Annotated in this window: 20 protein-coding genes; 4 read left to right on the top strand and 16 right to left on the bottom strand. The window is 37.5% G+C overall.

Going from position 1 to position 20,173, the window contains the following annotated elements; all coding sequences use genetic code 11:
- Positions 1-220: 220 nt before the first annotated feature.
- Positions 221-1,645, bottom strand: coding sequence for a stalk domain-containing protein (locus tag C0966_RS03280; RefSeq protein ID WP_274853771.1), 1,425 nt, complete (start codon positions 1,643-1,645; stop codon positions 221-223).
- Positions 1,646-1,838: 193 nt separating this feature from the next.
- On the opposite strand from C0966_RS03280, the gene C0966_RS03275 reads away from it, so the two are divergent.
- On the top strand, positions 1,839-2,228 hold the full coding sequence (locus C0966_RS03275) for a DUF7147 family protein (RefSeq protein ID WP_274853770.1): 390 nt from the start codon (positions 1,839-1,841) through the stop codon (positions 2,226-2,228).
- A gap of 75 nt (positions 2,229-2,303) precedes the next feature.
- On the opposite strand, the gene C0966_RS03270 is transcribed toward C0966_RS03275, so the two are convergent.
- From C0966_RS03270 to C0966_RS03240, 7 genes are all read right to left on the bottom strand, one after another.
- Complete coding sequence (locus tag C0966_RS03270; protein ID WP_274853769.1) at positions 2,304-2,579, bottom strand: YlbG family protein; 276 nt, start codon at positions 2,577-2,579, stop codon at positions 2,304-2,306.
- A 192-nt stretch (positions 2,580-2,771) separates the two neighbouring features.
- Positions 2,772-3,218: a YlbF family regulator gene (locus tag C0966_RS03265; RefSeq protein WP_274853768.1), complete on the bottom strand. Its 447-nt coding sequence runs from the start codon at positions 3,216-3,218 to the stop codon at positions 2,772-2,774.
- Between the two features lie 60 nt (positions 3,219-3,278).
- A complete protein-coding gene (locus tag C0966_RS03260; protein WP_274853767.1) occupies positions 3,279-3,710 on the bottom strand; it encodes a hypothetical protein in 432 nt (143 codons plus the stop codon).
- Positions 3,711-3,804: 94 nt separating this feature from the next.
- Positions 3,805-4,044: a YlbE-like family protein gene (locus tag C0966_RS03255; RefSeq protein WP_274853766.1), complete on the bottom strand. Its 240-nt coding sequence runs from the start codon at positions 4,042-4,044 to the stop codon at positions 3,805-3,807.
- Between the two features lie 18 nt (positions 4,045-4,062).
- On the bottom strand, positions 4,063-4,473 hold the full coding sequence (locus tag C0966_RS03250) for a YlbD family protein (RefSeq protein WP_342456712.1): 411 nt from the start codon (positions 4,471-4,473) through the stop codon (positions 4,063-4,065).
- A gap of 122 nt (positions 4,474-4,595) precedes the next feature.
- The gene (locus tag C0966_RS03245; protein ID WP_274853764.1) at positions 4,596-5,693 is read right to left on the bottom strand and encodes a CAP domain-containing protein; all 1,098 of its coding nucleotides are present in this window, start codon (positions 5,691-5,693) and stop codon (positions 4,596-4,598) included.
- A gap of 141 nt (positions 5,694-5,834) precedes the next feature.
- Positions 5,835-6,266: a CBS domain-containing protein gene (locus tag C0966_RS03240; protein WP_274853763.1), complete on the bottom strand. Its 432-nt coding sequence runs from the start codon at positions 6,264-6,266 to the stop codon at positions 5,835-5,837.
- 318 nt (positions 6,267-6,584) lie between these two features.
- Between C0966_RS03240 and C0966_RS03235 the strand changes: the two genes are divergently transcribed.
- Entirely contained in the window at positions 6,585-6,947 is a 363-nt protein-coding gene (locus C0966_RS03235; protein WP_274853762.1) for a YugN family protein, read from the top strand.
- A gap of 204 nt (positions 6,948-7,151) precedes the next feature.
- Positions 7,152-8,210 carry a sporulation integral membrane protein YtvI gene (gene ytvI, locus C0966_RS03230; RefSeq protein WP_274853761.1) on the top strand — a complete coding sequence of 353 codons (1,059 nt, stop codon included), beginning with the start codon at positions 7,152-7,154 and terminating at the stop codon, positions 8,208-8,210.
- Between the two features lie 44 nt (positions 8,211-8,254).
- Here the strand turns inward: ytvI and C0966_RS03225 are convergent, their stop codons facing one another.
- From C0966_RS03225 to cyoE, 7 genes are all read right to left on the bottom strand, one after another.
- Entirely contained in the window at positions 8,255-8,719 is a 465-nt protein-coding gene (locus C0966_RS03225; RefSeq protein WP_274853760.1) for a DUF420 domain-containing protein, read from the bottom strand.
- 221 nt (positions 8,720-8,940) lie between these two features.
- Complete coding sequence (gene ctaG, locus C0966_RS03220) at positions 8,941-9,846, bottom strand: cytochrome c oxidase assembly factor CtaG (RefSeq protein ID WP_274855701.1); 906 nt, start codon at positions 9,844-9,846, stop codon at positions 8,941-8,943.
- Positions 9,847-9,984: 138 nt separating this feature from the next.
- Positions 9,985-10,320 (bottom strand): cytochrome c oxidase subunit IVB, encoded by a 336-nt coding sequence (gene ctaF, locus C0966_RS03215; RefSeq protein WP_274853759.1) that lies wholly within the window; start codon positions 10,318-10,320, stop codon positions 9,985-9,987.
- A 4-nt stretch (positions 10,321-10,324) separates the two neighbouring features.
- The gene (locus C0966_RS03210) at positions 10,325-10,954 is read right to left on the bottom strand and encodes a cytochrome (ubi)quinol oxidase subunit III (protein WP_274853757.1); all 630 of its coding nucleotides are present in this window, start codon (positions 10,952-10,954) and stop codon (positions 10,325-10,327) included.
- Entirely contained in the window at positions 10,954-12,822 is a 1,869-nt protein-coding gene (ctaD, locus tag C0966_RS03205) for a cytochrome c oxidase subunit I (RefSeq protein WP_274853756.1), read from the bottom strand. The genes C0966_RS03210 and ctaD overlap by 1 nt, the downstream gene beginning before the upstream one ends.
- Positions 12,823-12,852: 30 nt before the next feature.
- Positions 12,853-13,923, bottom strand: coding sequence for a cytochrome c oxidase subunit II (coxB, locus tag C0966_RS03200; RefSeq protein WP_274853755.1), 1,071 nt, complete (start codon positions 13,921-13,923; stop codon positions 12,853-12,855).
- A gap of 116 nt (positions 13,924-14,039) precedes the next feature.
- On the bottom strand, positions 14,040-14,978 hold the full coding sequence (cyoE, locus tag C0966_RS03195; RefSeq protein ID WP_274853754.1) for a heme o synthase: 939 nt from the start codon (positions 14,976-14,978) through the stop codon (positions 14,040-14,042).
- A gap of 636 nt (positions 14,979-15,614) precedes the next feature.
- Here cyoE and C0966_RS03190 point away from each other — a divergent pair.
- Positions 15,615-16,595, top strand: a complete 981-nt coding sequence (locus tag C0966_RS03190; RefSeq protein ID WP_274853753.1) for a COX15/CtaA family protein — start codon at positions 15,615-15,617, stop codon at positions 16,593-16,595.
- 88 nt (positions 16,596-16,683) lie between these two features.
- On the opposite strand, the gene pyc is transcribed toward C0966_RS03190, so the two are convergent.
- Positions 16,684-20,127 (bottom strand): pyruvate carboxylase, encoded by a 3,444-nt coding sequence (gene pyc / locus C0966_RS03185; RefSeq protein ID WP_274853752.1) that lies wholly within the window; start codon positions 20,125-20,127, stop codon positions 16,684-16,686.
- Positions 20,128-20,173: the final 46 nt, after the last annotated feature.

Here is a 20,173-nt window from a genome sequence, read left to right as displayed (position 1 = left end):
AAAGATTGTGGAAATAATGTTACTAACAACATCTATTCGATGGTGTTGTTGCCAACCGCGGAGAAGACTTACGTTTCCCCATAAGTTCTTCCTCCGGTTTCTCCTCTCCCTTTGCCTTCTGTCCTTTAATAAGGATATAGAAGGACCCTGCAGGTTTCTGCAGGGTTTTTTCTTTTTTCCATGTTATAGGGGTTGGGAGTTTAAAACTCATGCACGTTTTCTATGAAGAAAAGATATTAATTTGATGCTTATTTTCTTTTATATAGATCTTAAACAAGGCCATAAGCCATTTTTCTTCAATATAAACTTTACCGTTTATCAAAAGAAACGGGTTTTCCAGAAGTCCGTAATCCTCTTTATTGTATACAAAAATATTACGATCGGTATAAAACCGGTATTTGTTTTTCCCTTTATTTAAAACCAATGTTTTTTCGTCTGCAAAATGTTTTACTTCATACCCAAGACCTGCAAGTATTTCTATAAGCGGAAATAAACGCTTCTCATTCTGATATAATATCTCAATGCCCTTTCTTTCTTTTCCATTTATAAATACTTTTCTCGAATCAAAAAAGTATAATGGAACAAATGAAGCATCTTCGTTTTTATTCAAAGTAAAAAATTGCGTTTTTAATCCTTTTTGTTTTGATAATCGTTCATCCAAAATTTTTGCTGATAAAACAGCCTTTTCTTGAATGACGGAAGACAAAAATGCATTCAATTCACGATCAGAAAGCTTTGCAGTCAGCTCTTGTATAATTTTTTCCCCTTTCACAGAACGGCTTTTTTGTTTTGTAAAACAATCAGCCAGCACATCTGCAAGCCATTTCTCTTCAATTTCCGCCTTGCTGAACTTTGCTCGGAAATAATGATCAAAAACTTTTCTAACTAAAACATCTCGCTGAATGTTTTTTTTAACAACAATGACACCTTCTCCGTCTGTTTCCGGATAGTTGTCCGTAACCACAACGGTCAAATATGGAAAATCAGAAAGAGAGTTTAGTGAGGTTATAGTGACAGGTTTTGTATTTTTTGATTCCGCCAACAATCTTATTTCAGGCACATTTTTTACTTCATGCAACGGTTCTTTCTGCCAATATAATGAAAATGACTCACTTTCTCCTTCAAATACAAAGTAGTCAATAAAGTCAAAATGCTTATAACCTTTTAAAGGAAGTCCTGCTGCCCATGAACCCCCTCTTCTGGCATAATCAATAATTTCCAATTTTGTGTGATCAATAGAAACGTCAGGCAATGAGATTATCCAATTATTCAACAATAGAGCAGATAAATTCTTTTTAAAAAAAATCGAATAAGAAAAAACGATTTTTCCATCTTCCGCCATGTAAGTATCAGGCAATTGATCTTTAGAATCGCAAGGATTTCCACCAACCTTCAAGCAATTCCATGAAGACACTTTTTCCGGGATAGAAACTTTGTACTCTTTTCCATCAATAAGCCCGCTAATGGACTGTGAGATTTTCAACTCATTGGCTGCCGATTCAACAGTTATTTGCTGCAATGCAGATTCCGTCTGCAAATGACCGGGTGCTCCATTGTTATCGGAATAAGCTTTCCATTGCCAGAACAATATGCCTCCAATTGCAGCTGATAAGATTATGAAAATAAAAAATGATGTCCTAAACATCGGAATTCTCCTTAACCAATGTCTTATCTTAACAATAACAAATCAAGGCAGTTCCGTCATACAAATTGTGTTTAATAATAGCGAAAATTGCTTTTTTAACCGATATAAGTCTTTCCATGCTACTTCTATTTTCAAACTGAAAATGATAAAGTATTGATGTTAATGTGGAATCAAAAAAAGGAGGTAGTTGGGGTTGATTCAACGATTTATCGAACTGGGAGAAGGATACTCTGATATATACGAATTAATTGAACTGGCAAAAGTGAATGAATACCGGCTCAGGCATATGATGGCCATGCATACGGTGATCAATGGCAAAAAAGCAACCTCATTGGTAGTGATTTTAAATCCGGCTGAAAGCGGTAATTTTCAGCCTCTCTATATTTGCAGGGAAGGAATTCCTTATCCACATGAAACTCCGAATAAAAGATATGAATTATTTTCAGAAACTGCCAAAAGCCTTAATAAAGAAATTATTGAATTAAATATAAAGCCATCGACAATGTTTCCTGAAAAAGAACTATTTTATCAGCATTTAATCGGAATCTTGCGAATGAACCGCTACATACCGCCTTTAGATTAAAACATAAAAAAGGGCAGACCCTCCACTAAAAAATTTTTCTATATGTTGTCATTTCCGGTGGGAGTCAGCCCTTTTTTAAATACCCATTTTATAATCATATTCTTTTGCCTTATCAGGCTTTGAATTTTCATATTCCATCTTTAAAAATGGTTTATATGATGGTTCAACCTTTTTCACAAATGGAAAAGATTGCAGTTTTTCTATAAGCATCTCTGTTTCTTCTTGATTACAATATAAGACAACATATTTTAACCGTTTGGAAACGTAATGAACATTTCCGAATCTTCTTAACATTTTTGCATGTTTGAGTGAATACAGCCAAACAATAATTCCTTGCCTTTGAACAAACATATCATTTTTCCCCTTCAGCAAAGCGTTTGTTTTTATTAGTCTAGCATACGAAAATGCTGTTAATCAATGACTGGACAGAAACTTATAAAAAGGGTCAGACCCCTCCCCAATACAACATATAGTTAAACTCTTAAAAAGCCATTCTATATATTGCCATTGCCGGAGGGATCAGACCCTTATGAGTCAGCCCCTTTAAGCTGAACAGCCGCAGCTGCTGCCGGTTCCGCAGCCGCCGCCGCAGCCGGAAAGGCTGTCGAAAAAAGGATTCCCAGTCGGTACTTTTATATGTTCGGAAACGGAATGACCGATGATAACAGCTATTTCGTCCAACAAACCTTGAAGTTCATTTTCTGCTTTTTTAAATAAATATACGTTTTCATCAAGATCCATTGTTCGCTTCGCATCCCGGATTTCTTCCGTCACTTTTTTATAATCGGGATGATACTTGCCAAACCGCTGTACCTCTTCGTACAATTCTTTCAATTTGACAAAAGCACGGATCTTTCTCTGAGTTTCCTTATCTGTTTTTAATTTATTTAAACGCAAGCGATACTCTTCAGCTGCTTCTGATTGCAACACCATCTTTGCCAGCTCTTCTGCCTCTTCTAATAGAATTACTCGTTCACTTGTAGCAAGCAAAAACGCTCACCTCCGAATCCTATTTTATCATGAAACAGCAAAATAACGAAACATTACACCTTATGGAATGGTTGCATAAAACTCTTTTATTAGATGATAAGGCTCATTGTTTGTTTTTACTACTTCCAATCTGACTCGATGTGTTCCCGGGTTTAAGCCTTTAACAATAAAAGCTGCTGAAGAAATTTCTTTCGTCTTTTTTCCATCAATAGACAAAATAATTTTCCCCGTATTACCAGTATGATTACTCCTAAAGGATATGCCGGAAACCATACATTCAATATAGAGATTCTCGCCTCTTATATGATGGCGGACAAAAAAAGTCTTGTCCCCTCCATCTTCAAGAACCGATACGGGCTGATCACCGGCCGCATTTACATATTCAATTGGCAATATTGAGATATTTGTTTCCGGTTCAGGTATATCTTTATGGCAAGCGGGCAATAAACTTGAAAATATTATTATGAATAAGGCGTTCTTCATATACCGCATATGTCTTCACTCCTTTTTGTTTGTATTGTTTACATTCCTGTTTCTCTTTACTCAATAAAAAAAGAGCTCTCTCATTCTTTTGAGAAAGCTCGTTTTATGAATTTGAATTCATCATTTGGAACATGTGCATCATCATTGAAGCCATTTGAACTCCGTTCGTAATCATTTCTACCTTATGGGGAATTGTCTTTCTATAGTAATGCATGGAGGCAATTTGCATTGTCTGTATTTTTTCAGGATTTCTTGATAATGTCCGGTACCACTGAGGCTGTTCACGGATAAATTGTTTCAGTTCCTGATTGCTGTCTAAAAGATCAACAATTTCATTCCGCATTTGACTTGGCTCCTTTTATCAATCTTTTCTAAATTGGAAAGGATGGGGGGGCTGCACCTTTTCGGAAGTGCTTTTTGTTTTGGAGCCTTCCTGAAATTGTCCAATAACTCCTTGGATTGCTCCAAGCGCTTGGCTTAAATGATGAATATGCTGCTCGATTTGATTAGCGTCCATCTTTTTGAACAATCCTATTAAATGTGCCTTCCAATCATCCTTCTTGTCCGTTACAGATTCTTTCGGTTCATTTTGTTCTGATCGGTACGAATCCCAGCGGGGGTCATCTTCACCTAGCAGATACCAATCTTCAAATAGTTCTTGCCAAGTGGCTTCACCTTTTCGAACTTTTAATATGATTTTTGGATTAGATTGTACAAACGCTTTAAACTTTTCGACAGATGGATCAAGCTTTTTCTTAGCCAATATATTCACCTCTTATCGTTGCATATGCCTATAAATACGATATGAAAAAACTAAAAAAATGGTTCGCAAGAAAAAGCTTGAGACCAGATCAAAAAACTGTATCATTAAGTATGATCGAAATAATGCCGGTGTTACTTTTTCCAAACTTGAATAAAGTTTTGCGTATAATGTTTTTGATACACACCTACCCCAAGATGGGTAAATTCACTGTTTAATAATGTTTCCCGATGGTCTTTGCTGTTCAGCCATCCTTCGACAACTGCCGGGCCATCGACATAATTGGCTGCAATATTCTCTCCTGCAAGCTGATAAAAAACGTCAGCTGCCTTTAATCTGTTTGATAAATCCCCATATTTTTCGGAAGTATGGGAGAATTCTCCGCTTTCATACATATCCTTGCTATGCGAATATGCCACTTCAGCCGTTTTTTCATCCCATTTCAATGTGTTCAAGTCATACCTTAAACGAATGATATTAGTAATATCAAATATTTGTTGTTCCATTCCCCGCTCTATTTTTTCCATTCCATCATCAGGACTTGACTCAATTAATTTGCCTCGGTATACAAGTTCATATGGACGGTGCTTAATCAATGTCTTAGCGTCCAAAAATCTAACACTTGAAAGGATACCTGTAAATCGATCAATATAAAGCTCTGCAAAATGCCCGCCAATTTGAACAAGCGGCCGTGTATTAATATCCTCTTCAGAAAGTTCAAATCGGTAAGAATTATTTTCATATTCCAAGTTTACACTCGGTTCAATTAATACGGAATTATGAATTTGTTCAATTGGCTGCCCGATCGTAAAGGGAGCTACATTCGTTTCGGAACCAATGGCATAGATCGTAACCACTTTACCGTTTTCAACGCCGGCCTGAACATATTTATTTGGATTTTTGTTGTAAATCCACCATTCATAATCATAATATGATGGGTCAATCCTGTTAGGTTCCCCAAGAACTGTCTTTAATGATTCAGCATCTTTTCCTATCAATGTTAAAAGGCCCTCTTTTGGAGATTTTAACGCTGGAGAGTTTTTCTCATCTCCTTCAGTTTGAAAATTGGGAGAAACTAAATTCGGAGATATTTTGCCTTTATTAACCAATCCTTCATTGCCTTCTTCTTTCGAAAACTCAAAATAAATATTGAAAATCAGAAACATGGATACTAAAATTAAGATACGAAATAAAATGCGCAGAAGTATACCTCCTTTCCATAATTTCTCCATCTATATAAGCTATTTATGTTGAACATCTAGAAATATTATATCATGTATAATTTTTATTTTTCATAGAACGATTGTGAATTCATTGGAATAATGGCATTATATTTTAAAAGAAAGAAAAAGACACCTTAAGGTGCCTTTTTCTTAATGAGGCTGTTGGCCGTGTTGTTCAGATATTTCAGAGAGAGCTTCTTTAGCTTGGTCATCTGTTAATTGTCTGACAGCAAAATCTCCGAGTGAAACGATCCCTGCAAGTTTATCTCCTTCAACAACTGGCAAACGGCGAATTTGATTTTTTGCCATGAGCTGTGCCGCTTCTCTTGTAGAAGATTCCGGAGTAACAGTCACCAATTGCCTGCTCATAACGTCTTCTACTTTTGATGATGGCGGATTTTTTTCCGCAATACATCTTACGACGATATCACGGTCTGTAATCATACCAACTAGCTTTCCATTATCCACAACCGGAATTGCTCCCACATTCAAATCTTTCATTTTTACAGCCACTTCATAAACATTATCTAACAAAGAACAAGTTTCAACATCGGTTGTCATCAAATCGCGTATTTTTTCCATCTGTTTTCCTCCTTTATTCTTTTTATAGTTGCTTTACACTCATTTAGCATTTCTATATGTAGAAAAAATTATGCGCAATATACTCGTTTACTTTTTATTGCTTATTTCTGACACTTCGTTGTCATGTTTTTAATCAATTCAGTTTTATACTTTCCATTTTTTGCTTTTATCGGGGTCGCTCTCTATTTGTGAAAGAACTATGTTATCTTTTATGTTATGTATTCATTGCAACTTCTTCAATTTTCTACTATTATTAAATTTGAGATAATGTTGTTTAAATATTCGTTATTGACGGATTGTTTTCTAGGAGGGACATTCATGAAATTTGAAAATACTGGCTTAGAAGGTTTAAAAGCAGATTTAAACTATTTAGATGATGTTATGTCAAATTTCAATTTTGTGCGCGAAGGCCAGTGGGATTATGAACGTGTTACATATGACCGCAAATTTGAGCTTAAAGAAGGCACTTTCTACCTTCGAGTATTTGGTTTTGCTGTTGAAGGGGACGTAGACACCCATAAAGCAACGATCCAACTAATGACACCGCTACTTGGCAAATATTATTATCCTCATGGTGTAGAATACGGAGAAGGCGAAAATTTCCCTAAAACACTTGTAAGTCAATGTGAAAAAATTCTTGCAGGTGTAAAAGTCGAAATTGAAAAATTCGCTAAACAATAAGAAAAACCGGGTATCTTTCCCCGGTTTTTCTTATTCTGAGCTGTAGCAGTTTTCCATCAAAATCCGTTCTCCCAAAAAAATATTTTTTGATCCATTTTTCCAATGTTGATAATTGTTTTAAATATGACATACATAATATAATTTAATTGATATAAAAAATGATTTTGACCTGAATGAAGACCATGATCTGAAAGGAGTTCTGTCTTGTCCGGATTTTTTAAGAAACGTAATTTGCTTATTATCCTAGGGCTCGTAATTTCTATCATCTTTTTTTATTTCATCATGCCAGTATCAGTACCGCTTATCACAGCATTGATAACCGCATTGTTATTAGAACCGCTAGTAAGGCTTTTTCAAATACGCTTAAGGTTAAACCGCCGCTTTTCGGTTATTGTTGTGTTTTTTCTATTTCTTCTTTTTCTAGGCATGATCGGATATTTTATTACCACAAAAGTAATTACCGAAGCTATAAAAATTGCAGAAAATGCTCCGTTTTATGTAAATGAAATATCTAAAGCATGGCTCAGAGTTGAAGCAAACATTATAAATGCTGCGCAAGATCTTCCAAGTGAATTTGTGAATGAAACCAGCAAGAGAGTTCAGAATTTTTTAAACAACCTAAAAAACGACCTCTTGGCATATGTAAATATCAATAATATAAAGACATTTCTTGCGAATATTCCGAACTTTTTTATCAGTTTTCTAGTATACTTAGTTGCACTTTTTCTCTTTCTGATCGATTTGCCGCGGTTGCGTGAAGGAATCAATAATCATTTAACAGAAAAAACTGCCGATAAAGTTCATTTTATGACATCTCGCCTTTCCTACGTTGTTTTCGGATTTCTGAAAGCCCAGTTTCTCGTAAGTGTGATCGTTTTTATTATCTCTCTTCTCGGTTTAATGATGATTACACCTAAAATTGCACTCATCATGGCACTCATTATTTGGTTGATTGATTTCATCCCGGTTATCGGTTCCATAACCGTTCTCGGGCCATGGGCACTATTTCATATTCTAACTGATAATGTTGCACTTGGTATGAAACTGGCTGTACTTGCAGTGATTTTGCTGATCATCAGACGTACTTTAGAACCAAAGGTTATGGGCAGCCAAATCAGCTTATCACCATTAGCTACATTAATTGCTATGTATTTGGGATTAAAACTGCTGGGCGTCCTTGGATTGTTTATTGGACCTCTTTTGCTTATTGCGTTTAATTCCGCAAGAGAAGCAGGGATTATCAAACTTAATTTTAAAATTTAATCTAAGAATGGCGGGTCTATTCATATCCCGCCATTCCAACTTAATTAGAATCCCAGAATTGCTTTAATCACTGAGGTCGTTTCCCCGCCTCTGTAAATAACGTAAAGCAATAAGTAAACCGCTACTCCCGTTATGGCCGTAAAAAACCAAATAATGCTTGTTACAGGTCCTAGTTTTCTGTGCTTAGCTAATTTGTTGTTATAGCCTGTCAGAAGGGTTACAATTCCAAATACAGCTCCTGCTGTTGCCAAAATAATATGAAAAATGAGGAACAATGTATAGTAGATTTTAATGTCCTCCGGCCCGCCGAAAGCAGTATTTCCGATGAAGATTGTTCTTGCAGCATAAATCAGAAAAAAGAGAAGAGCAAATACAGCTGCCAAAAACATTGTTTTCTTATGAGCTTCAATTCTCCTCTGCTTAATTTGAATCCACCCTATTGCAATCGCAACTGCACTTAATACAATAAACAAAGTACTTATGGTAGGTAATATCGGCAATGATTCCATAGCGTTGTCCTCTCTGTCCTTTGTTAAAATTAATATACCTTTTCATGTTTTTTACAAAGTCGAACTGCAGTGATTGTCTTATTTGCGTACATAATCATTCTAATAAACATGATCCTTTTTTCAATCATAGAGGCTGAGTTTTAAAAATATTGTAAAAAATCTTACATATTATGGTATCTCACTGTAAAAAAGCTGACTCTAAAATAAAGAGTCAGCCCCTGTTATTGTTTAATTGGATGAGGTGGTAAATACTCGTTTGACTCCGGGTCTGGTTCATACTGTTCTTTTCGATACCAGTCAATGAATACTTTCGCAAGCACAACACTAAATACAATTTCTTGAGTAATTTTCATTAAAATGCCGCCAAGGCGCTGATCATTAAGCAAAGATAATGAGGTGAACATTTCAGGACCACTTAAATTCAGTCCTGACAATGTTGTTGACGGCACGCATAATGAAAGCGACTTCGCCCACATGCTTGGATCTGAAAATGTCGCATACAATGGTGAATCAGCAAAAATGATCAGTGCGCATGAAGGTAGCAGCAATGCACCATTAGCAAAAATATATCCAACTTTTCTTAATCCATTTAATATCTGGTATTCTTCGAGCTTATTTAATAAAGGCCACCACATCAAGACTGCCAAAATAAACAACAACGTATTATATCCGGCATGCAGCCACATATTTGTTTTTACCGCATCAAAAATAAGCGGGATATGGTAGAATGAGAATATTCCATTAAATAAAACTACGGCAATCAATGGCTTCGAAAAAAAGCGAAATAACGGTTTAATTCCTTTTAAGTTTATAACTTTTTTCCATAGCCATTTTGGTATCGAAATCATTAGAATTGGAGGAATGACAATATTTACTACAGCCATTTGAATCATATGTGCAGAAAAAGTAAGATGCCCCAAAAGATCAATAGGTGAACCTTTAATAATATACAAAAGAACAATCGAAGTAACAAATAACGTTCCTTCTTTTTTTGTCAAAGGTTCGCTCCCAACAAAACGATCCCGATATTTCACTGTTATCAGAAAAAAGGCTGCAACGACGAGCGATAATGCGATAAAAAAATATGGGCTCCATAATGCCCGAAAACCAAATAAGCTTAATGGCAAGGTAGAATCACCCCATTCATATGAAAAGTTCAAGTATATTTTACCCTTAGAAAAGTATTTCCGCAATGAAAGAAGAAGTTACCATAATGTTATTATTCCCTTAAAAAGAAAATCGGCTAAATAGCCGATTTTCTTTTTTTACCACCAAACGACAGTCATTAAAGCTAGTACAGTTATTGCCGCAACCAATACCCCTGAGTACAGGAAAAGTGCAGGTGATTCATGGCCTCTTTCTTTCATATGCATGAAATAATAGAGCTGGAAAATAACTTGAACTACTGCTAAAAGAATGATAAACGGTACTGTAAACCATCCGGAAAATTTTTCATAGGCAACTGCTGCAAATGCGATAAGAGTTAAAAATATCATTATGGTGAAAGAGATAATTTGATCTCTCATCTCTTCTGCATTTTTTTTACGGCGATATTCAATGTCTACTCTTGGGTTACCTGAATTGAGTTGCTGGTTCGTCATCAGTTTATCCCACCATTCCCATTAGATATACTACTGTGAAGATAAATACCCACACAACGTCAATAAAGTGCCAGTAAAGGCTTGCTACATAAAACTTTGGTGCGTTGTACAAGTTTAATCCCCGATTCGCATTGCGGATCATTAATGTAAGGATCCACCCTAATCCGAATAAAACGTGAGCTCCATGGAAACCGACCAATGTATAGAATGCTGAACCAAATGCACTGCTTGTAAAAGTGTGATGATATTCATGTACATAATGATTAAATTCATAAACTTCCAGACCAAGGAAGCCTGCGCCAAGAAGAACGGTAATTCCAAGCCAAAGGAGCATTTTTTTGAATTGGAAGTTCTTCATGTGATACATCGCGTAAACGCTTGTTAATGAGCTAGTTAACAACAGCATTGTCATCACGAATGTCAGCGGTAATTCAAACATGTCTTTCGCTAACGCGTGATCTCCATTAGGAACTTTATCCTTTAATGCAAGATAGGTAGCGAAGAGAGACGCAAAGAGGACCGTCTCTCCTCCTAAGAAAAACCAAAATCCTAAAAATTTGTTTCTTCCTTCGAGGGTAGCCCTTTCAGGCGAAGCAGGCCACGTTTCAACTGTAAATTTTTCTTCAGCTTGCATTATGCCTTAACCCCCTTCTTATCATCATCAATTAAATCTTCTTTATGAATATGGAAACCATGATCATCCTTAATAGATCGGAACGCCATAGATCCAAACGTAACGACCAAGCCGATAATAAGCACTGGAAGTCCCCAAGAATAATCAGAACGGTACATTGCCCCAAATGCGGCAATAAATAAACCGAGCGAAATCATAAATGGAACAAAGGATGAATTTGGCATATGAATATCTCCAAGCGGTTCAGCCGGAATCATGCCTTTTTTTCCTTCCATTTTTTCCAGCCAATAAGCATCCAAACCGCGAATAAGCGGCAATTGTTTAAAGTTATAAAATGGCGGTGGAGAAGGGATCGCCCATTCTAATGTACGTCCGTCTTCCCAAGGGTCATTGCCGACTGTTTGCTTTTTAACACTTGTGATAACGATGTTAATTAGCATTACAATAACGGCTGCACCCATAAGCAATGCACCAATTGAACTGATAAAGTTCCCTGTGTCCAATCCTTGTCCAGGCAAGAACGTAAAGACACGTCGAGGCATTCCCATTAATCCAAGGAAGTGTTGGACAAAGAATGTTAAATGGAAACCGACAAAGAACAAGACAAAAGTAATTTTTCCTAAGAACTCATTTAACATTTTGCCAAACATTTTAGGCCAATAAAAATGTGCTCCGGCAAATAATGAGAATACAACACCGCCAACAATTACATAGTGGAAGTGGGCAACAACAAAGTAAGTGTCATGATATTGGTAGTCAGCAGCAGCTGAAGCTAACATAACTCCTGTTACCCCGCCCATAACGAATGACGGAATAAATGCAACAGCCCATATCATTGGGGTTGTAAATTTAATGCTTCCGCCCCACATCGTAAATAACCAGTTAAAAATCTTAATACCTGTAGGAACGGCAATGGCCATTGTTGCAACAGCGAAGATGGCATTGGCAATCGGCCCCATACCTGTTGTAAACATATGATGGGCCCAAACCATAAATCCTAAAAATCCGATTAGAACTAGCGCAAAGACCATTGACGAATATCCGAATAAACGTTTTCTCGAAAACGTAGAAATGATTTCAGAGAAAATTCCGAATGCAGGCAATATTAAAACATAAACTTCAGGGTGCCCGAAAATCCAGAAGAAATGTTCATAGATAATCGTATTCCCCCCTGCAGCCGGGTCAAAGAAGTTGGAACCGAACAAACGGTCAAACATTAATAAGAATATTCCGATAGTTAACGGCGGAAATGCAAATAAGATTAAGGCAGACGCGACAAATGACGACCATGTAAACAACGGCATGCGCATAAAAGTCATACCAGGAGCACGCATATTGATAATGGTAACAAGGAAGTTAATTCCGCCCATTAATGTACCAAAACCTGAAATCTGCAAACCTAATGTATAGAAATCAATTCCGTGTCCTTCAGATGCAAGTGACAAAGAAGCATATGAAGTCCATCCGGCATCAGGAGCTCCTCCCAAGAACCAAGAAAGGTTTAAGAAAATACCTCCAAAAACAAACAGCCAAAAACCTAACGCGTTAATAAATGGGAACGCAACATCGCGGGCCCCAATTTGTAAAGGCATGATCGCGTTAATGAAAGCAAATACGAGCGGCATAGCAGCCAAGAAAATCATTGTTGTACCGTGCATGGTCATAATTTCATTAAATAAACCGGCACTTACAAAGTCGTTATTTGGCACTGCAAGCTGAATACGGACAATCAAGGCTTCAATACCGCCAAGCAGAAAGAAAAATCCACCAGCTATTAGATAAAGGATTGCGATTTTCTTATGGTCGACAGTTGTCAGATAGTCCCATAAGACTGCTCCGAATCCTCTTTTCTGAGCATAGGTACTCACAGTTTTACCTCCCTCTTTAACTAATCCCCATTAGTCCTGTACTTTCAAATTCATTAAGTATTCTGCAAGTGCATCAATCTGATGTTCATTTAACTGGCCGTATGTACCAGTCATTTTGTTTCCAGGCTTGTAAGCCTCAGGATCTCTTAACCAATTTTTTAATTGTTCTTTATTATGTTCAAGTACTCCCGCAATACGTGAACGTTCACCGAAGTTAGTCAAGTTTGGAGCCTGACGGGCCGCCTCAGGAGTCGTATTTGCCGGAGTTACTGCGTGGCAACCTATACAACTTTTGTTAAAGATTTCCTGACCTTCACTCGCTAAGTCGGTCTGTGCTTTTTCAGGCTCTTTTACAGACTGCATATCTTTTACCCACTGATCAAATTCTGCACGGGAAACTGCTTTTACTTTAAAGTCCATCAGAGCATGCGAAGGTCCGCAGAGCTCAGCACATTTTCCATAAAATAAGTTGCCTGCTTCGTTTGATTTTTCAGGATCAAACTCTAACCAGAACTTATTGATGTTTTCTGTGTTATTGTCCAATTTTCCTCCAACAGCAGGAATCCAGAAAGAGTGCTTAACATCTGAAGCTTTCAGATTAAAGTAAACTCTTTCACCGGTAGGAACAACTAAATCCTGGCTTGTAATGATCCCTTCATTTGGATATTCAAATTCCCACCAGTATAAACTTGCACGGACATTAACAACAAGTGCATCCGTTTTGCCTTCCTTATTTTTTTTCTCCATCGGCGATACATCAGCAAGCTTAAATGTTGCAGCAACCGTTGGAACTGCAAGGATAAGAAGCAAGATAATCGGAATAACAGTCCAAATAATTTCAAGTTTATGGCTTCCCTCAACTTGTTTTGGTATTCTGTCATCTTTACGACGGAAGCGGATCATTACAATAATAAAAATTATTGTAACTACGAGTATGACCCCTACCATAATTGATGTGGCTAAAATCATTAAATTAAATTGCGTTTTCGCAACTTCTCCGGCAGGCTTTAGTGCTGATAAATACGGTTCACCACAGCCGGCCAGAACGAGCGCCATTAGTGCAAATATTGACAGCAGGCGCCATTTTGCAAGCCTTTTCATAGCTTAATCAAACCCCTCTTTCGTGAAAAATTTCTTTTGAATTGTTTGATCAATAATATATGGAAAAATTCTCTCCGGTAAAAAATGTACAGAAAGAATTTCCTAACAAAGTCAATTTATATTAGTGTGACTATTACCATTGCTACAAACATAATTGTCAAATATTGGAGTGAGTATACAAACATTGATGTTGCCCATTTTACATCATCTTTTTTCTTATACCCGAAAAATCCCAATGCAAGCCAGCCAATATTCAAAGCTGTTGCAAGAACTAAAAACGGTATTCCAAGTGATGTCAGTAAGAACGGCAGCGGCAAAAGTGCAGCAACCCACAACATAATATGTTTCTTCGTAACATCAAAACCTCTGACAACTGGCAGCATTGGAATTCCGGCTGCTCTGTATTCTTCTACTCTTCTCATTGCAAGAGCATAAAAATGCGGCGGCTGCCAAATAAACATAATCAAAAACAAATACCAAGCTACAGGATCAAGATTCGCATCGATCGCCGCCCAACCGATCAGAGGCGGAACTGCACCTGAAATGCTGCCAATAACCGTGTTTGATACATATTGTCGTTTAGACCATATCGTATATAAATAAACATAACTGAAAACACCTATCAAACCTATAATAGCCGCAGTTAATGTTGTCATTAACAAGAATATTGTTCCGAGGCTGATAAGCAAAACTCCGAGAAAAACGACCTTTGCCGGAGCAACCTTTCCTGTTACAGTCGGTCTTCCCTTCGTTCGTTCCATCAAATGATCGATATCGCGGTCGATATAGTTATTAATGGCACAGGAACCGGCGATAATCAGCGAGGAACCAATCAGTGTAAACAGAACAAGATCAAGATTGTTTAAAAAACTTTGGTTCGTAAAATAAAGAGCAAGCCACAGACCAGTAAAGGTCGTGATCATGTTAGAATTAACAATTCCGATTTTAATTAAAGAAAGGAAATCCCTCCAAGCAGTTGTTTCAGGGATATCAGGTTCCAGGCTTCGCTCGCTGGGATCAATCGCAGCTTCGCGAAAAGCCTTTGGGTCAGTCATAGCTTTTCCTCCTTTTCCCGCATTGCAAATATAGCTTTTTTTTATTAGGCACTACCCCTACTATAAAGGATTTTTATGCTTATTGCTATATTTGCCATAAAAACTTGGGAAATATAAAACAACTTGAGAAACAAGAATAAAATTGCTTTCACTATTAATACCGTAAAAATATTGTTAAATATTTGTATAGAAAATAATGACGTTCAATGTATATTAAATCATATTTTTGTAGGTTTTTGTGAATATTTTTCGAATAAATTATGACTAAATTGTGTCAAACATCTCTTTCGATTGTTAAAAATGTCATTTTTCCACCGTAATTTAAAGTAACTAAATAATTTAATACGGCCGCTTCGGTTCGAATATGTACTTTTACATCCTAAGTGTCGGGATTATAAGAAAAGGTAGACTGCCCACAGATTCCCTCTTTTAATATTACTAACAAACTCTCTTTCAATTTTCAACCGTTTTTACTATAATTACAGTGATATTTGAAGCTATATACAGTTGTAAAAATATGATTTATTATGTACTATCTGAAAAGTGTATGCTACTATCATTCTGATTACAAAAATCATTGAATAAATGGCTAAAATAAATGCACGTACTTATTAAAGTTAAGAAGGTGGAAATACAGTGAGAAAATCCATTAAATGGTTCGCCGTTCTAACTACTGTCGGAATGCTGCTTATTTTGCTGGGCGGTGCCCTTGTAACAAAAACGGACTCAGGCATGGGGTGCGGGAGATCATGGCCGCTCTGCAACGGTGAATTTATTCCGAGTAATATTACAATTGAACTTATCATTGAACTTGCCCATCGGCTAGTATCAGGAATTGTAGGCATAATGGTGTTGATCTTGTCTATTTGGTCATGGCGGTCAATCGGGCATATACGGGAGACAAAGTTTCTTTCATTTTTGTCAGTTTTCTTTCTTATCCTTCAAGGCCTTATTGGGGCAGCAGCCGTCATTTGGGGTCAATCCGATTTTGTTCTTGCCCTTCATTTCGGCATATCTCTTGTTTCCTTTGCAGCAGTATTTCTATTAACTTTGCTGATCTTTGAGGTAGATCATAAATTTAAAGCCGAGAAACTTGTACTTGATAAAAGAATGATAAGGCATATGATCGGCATTACAACGTACAGTATTATTGTCGTTTATTCAGGAGCTCTGGTCAGACATGTTAACGCCAGTCTTGTTTGCAGGGATTGGCCGCTTTGCTTGAATACATCACTATCATTGCCTGCTAATTTTTATGAATGGGTCCAAATGGGACACAGAGTAGCAGCAGGAATTATTTTTATATGGATTGGCTATGTCACCTTATTGGCTGTTAGAAATTATAAACACCAAAAAGTTGTTTATTGGGGCTGGATTATCTCTTTTATTCTTGTAACCCTCCAGGTAGCATCTGGAGCACTTATTGTCTTAACAAGGCTAAATCTTTATATTGCACTGGCACACGCATTCTTTATTTCCTGCTTATTTGGTGTCTTAAGTTATTTTATTCTGTTAACTTCAAGAAGCAAAAAAAACGCATTAGAAATAAAAAATACGCAGACGGAAAGTCAAACAAAGCCTGTTTCCATCTCCCCGTTTTCGGTCGAAATTAAATAAGACCTGCTCCCGCTATGAACGGGAACAGGTCTTTTTCTTTTGTCCTTACCTTACTTTTATATAATAAGTAAGGATGATTCGCATAAATTTATGATTTTGCCAGTTCAATTAATAAATCTCCTGTTTGAATTGCATCGCCATTGTTGACGAATATATCCTTTACAATTCCGGAAAATGGCGCTTGAACGGTCGTTTCCATTTTCATCGCTTCCGTTATTACGAGATGATCTCCTCTTTCAACTTTTTCTCCTTTATTGACTAGAACTTTGATAACTGTTCCAGGCATCGTAGCGCCGATGTGTGATTCATTCTTTGGATCTGCTTTAACCTTCGAAGCTACTGCCGTTTTAATGCTTTCATCTTTAATAATAACTTCCCTTGGCTGACCGTTTAGTTCGAAGTAGACAACCCTTGTGCCGTCTGCTTGTGCTTGTCCAATTGAAACAAGCTTAACAATAAGTGTTTTACCTGTTTCAATTTCAACTTCAATTTCCTCACCCAGTCTCATTCCATATAAGAACGTTGGTGTATCGAGGACAGAGACATCCCCAAATTTTTCTACCGTTTGAATATATTCCAAAAAGACTTTCGGATATAAGGCATAGGCAATTACTTCAAAGCTTGTAACCGGTCTTCCAATTTCTTTAAATAACTCTTCTTTGAGCGCCTCAAAATCAACATCTTCAAGCAATTCGCCCGGACGGACTGTGATCGGCTCTTTGCCTTTGAGAATGATTTTTTGAAGTTCTTTCGGAAATCCGCCGTGAGGTTGTCCTAAATACCCTTCAAATAGTTCTACCACTGAGTCAGGAAAATCAAGAGATTCTCCTCTAGTTAAAATATCTTCTTCTGTCAACTCGTTTTGCACCATAAATAATGCCATATCCCCAACCACTTTTGAGGAAGGAGTAACTTTGACAATATCTCCGAACATTTGGTTCACGCGAGAATACATTTCTTTCACTTGGTCCCATTTGTCCCCGAGCCCGACTGCTTTTGCTTGCTGCTGCAAGTTGCTGTATTGTCCTCCCGGCATTTCATGCTGATACACTTCTGTATGTGGTGACATCATCCCGCTTTCAAAATCATGGTAATATTTCCGTACATCTTCCCAGTAATGAGAAAGCTGTTCCAGTGCTTCAATTTTGACGTTCGGTTTTCTTTCAGTACCTTCTAATGCATAATAAAGAGTATTTGCACTAGGCTGAGAAGTTAAACCGGCCATGGAACTTAGTGCAACATCGACAATATCAACCCCGGCTTCAATTGCTTTCGCATACATGTAAATTCCGTTTCCACTTGTATCATGAGTATGAAGATGGATTGGAATGCTTACAGTTTCTTTTAATTCTGATATTAAGCGATAGGCTGCCTGAGGTTTTAAAAGTCCCGCCATATCTTTAATTCCCAAAATATGTGCGCCTTGTTTTTCAAGTTCAACCGCCAATTCTTTATAATAATTCAAATCATACTTTGTTCTTGTCGGATCTGAAATATCCCCTGTGTAGCAAATTGCCGCTTCTGCAATTTTTCCAGACTGCCTTACTGCATCAATGGCAACTTCCATTCCTTTAACCCAGTTTAAGCTATCAAAAATTCGGAATACATCGATTCCGGCATGGGCAGATTTCTCTACAAATTCCCTAATGACATTGTCAGGATAGTTTTTATAGCCAACTGCATTTGACGCCCTTAATAACATTTGTAAAAGAACGTTTGGAATTTGCTTTCTTAATTTTATCAGCCTTTCCCACGGATCCTCCTTTAAGAACCGATAGGCGACGTCAAAAGTAGCCCCTCCCCACATTTCGAATGAGAAAAGTTCAGGCAATAATTTTGCAGCAGGCTCTGCGATATGGCTTATATCTGTTGTTCGGATTCTAGTTGCTAATAGAGATTGATGAGCATCACGGAATGTCGTATCAGTTAGCAGAACTTCTTTTTGTTCTTTCACCCATTTGACTAGACCGTCCGCCCCATGTTCATCAAGAATTTGCTTTGTTCCATTTTTATATTCTGTACTATATTTCAGCTTAGGAATTCTAGGTTTATCAAATACCGGCTTTTTCCTTTTTTCAATGCCCGGAAACCCGTTTACTGTTACATTACCGATGTAAGTCAGCATTTTTGTACCCCGGTCTTTACTTTTAGGGAACAAGAATAGCTCCGGTGTTGTGTCGATAAACGAAGTATCGTATTGTCCGGTACGGAATTTTTCATGTTTCACAACATTCTCAAGAAAAGGAATATTTGTCTTTATTCCGCGGATTCTAAATTCTCTTAAGTTTCGGACCATTTTTGCCGCAGCTTTTTCAAATGTCATTGCATGAGTCGATAGTTTTACAAGCAATGAGTCATAGTATGGCGTAATAACCGCACCCTGAAACCCATTTCCTGCATCAAGGCGGACACCAAAACCGCCGCCTGAACGGTAAGCCATGATTTTTCCGGTATCAGGCATAAAGTTATTAAGCGGATCTTCTGTTGTGACGCGAGCTTGAATTGCATAACCATTAATGTGAATATCTTTTTGTTCTGGAATCCCTATTTTTTCTCCGTGCAGTTCATGTCCTTCCGCAACTAGAATTTGTGTTTGGACAATATCGACTCCGGTTACCATTTCGGTAATTGTATGTTCTACTTGGATGCGCGGATTCACTTCAATAAAGTAAAAATCATCACCTGACAATAGGAATTCGACTGTTCCTGCATTGACATAATTTACATTTTTCATTAACCTGACGGCAGCTTCACATATTCTTTCTCGAAGTTCGTTTGAAATAGAAACACATGGCGCTACTTCGACCACTTTTTGATGGCGGCGCTGGACCGAACAGTCACGTTCATACAAATGTACGATATTTCCATGTTCATCACCGATGATTTGAACTTCAATATGCTTCGGTTTTTCAATAAATTTCTCTACATAAACTTGGTCGCTGCCAAAAGCGGCCTTTGCCTCAGATTTTGCACGTTCATAAGCCTCTCTAACTTCTTCAAGGCTTCTTACGATTCTCATTCCTCGGCCGCCGCCTCCTAGGGCAGCTTTAATGATAATTGGAAAACCATATGTTTTTCCAAATTGAATCACTTCTTCCAGCCCTTTTACCGGCCCGTTGCTGCCAGGAATAACCGGGATTTCGGCAAGCTGTGCCTGCTCCCTAGCTTTGACTTTATCTCCAAACATATCAAGATGTTTTGCTTCAGGACCGATAAAAATGATTCCTTCTTCAGCACATCGCTTGGCAAACTCAATATTCTCGGAAAGGAATCCATATCCGGGGTGGATGGCATCGGCTCCGCAAGCTTTGGCAATTTCGATAATACCTTCTATATCAAGGTAGGCATCAATCGGTTTTTTTCCTTCTCCTACCAGATACGCTTCATCAGCTTTGTACCTATGATATGAACCGGAGTCTTCTTTCGAATAGATGGCTACTGTCCGAATGTTGAGCTCCGTACAAGCTCTAAACACCCGGATGGCGATTTCACCTCTGTTCGCAACTAATACCTTGTTAATGCGTCTTTTCATTAGAACACCTCTTCTTTTATGTATTTTTATATTTATTCAAAACCAT

The organism is Bacillus methanolicus, from assembly GCF_028888695.1.
GTDB classification, from domain to species: domain Bacteria; phylum Bacillota; class Bacilli; order Bacillales; family Cytobacillaceae; genus Bacillus_Z; species Bacillus_Z methanolicus_B.
Note: the sequence above shows the minus strand (reverse complement) of the source record. Positions and strands in the feature narration are given on the sequence as shown.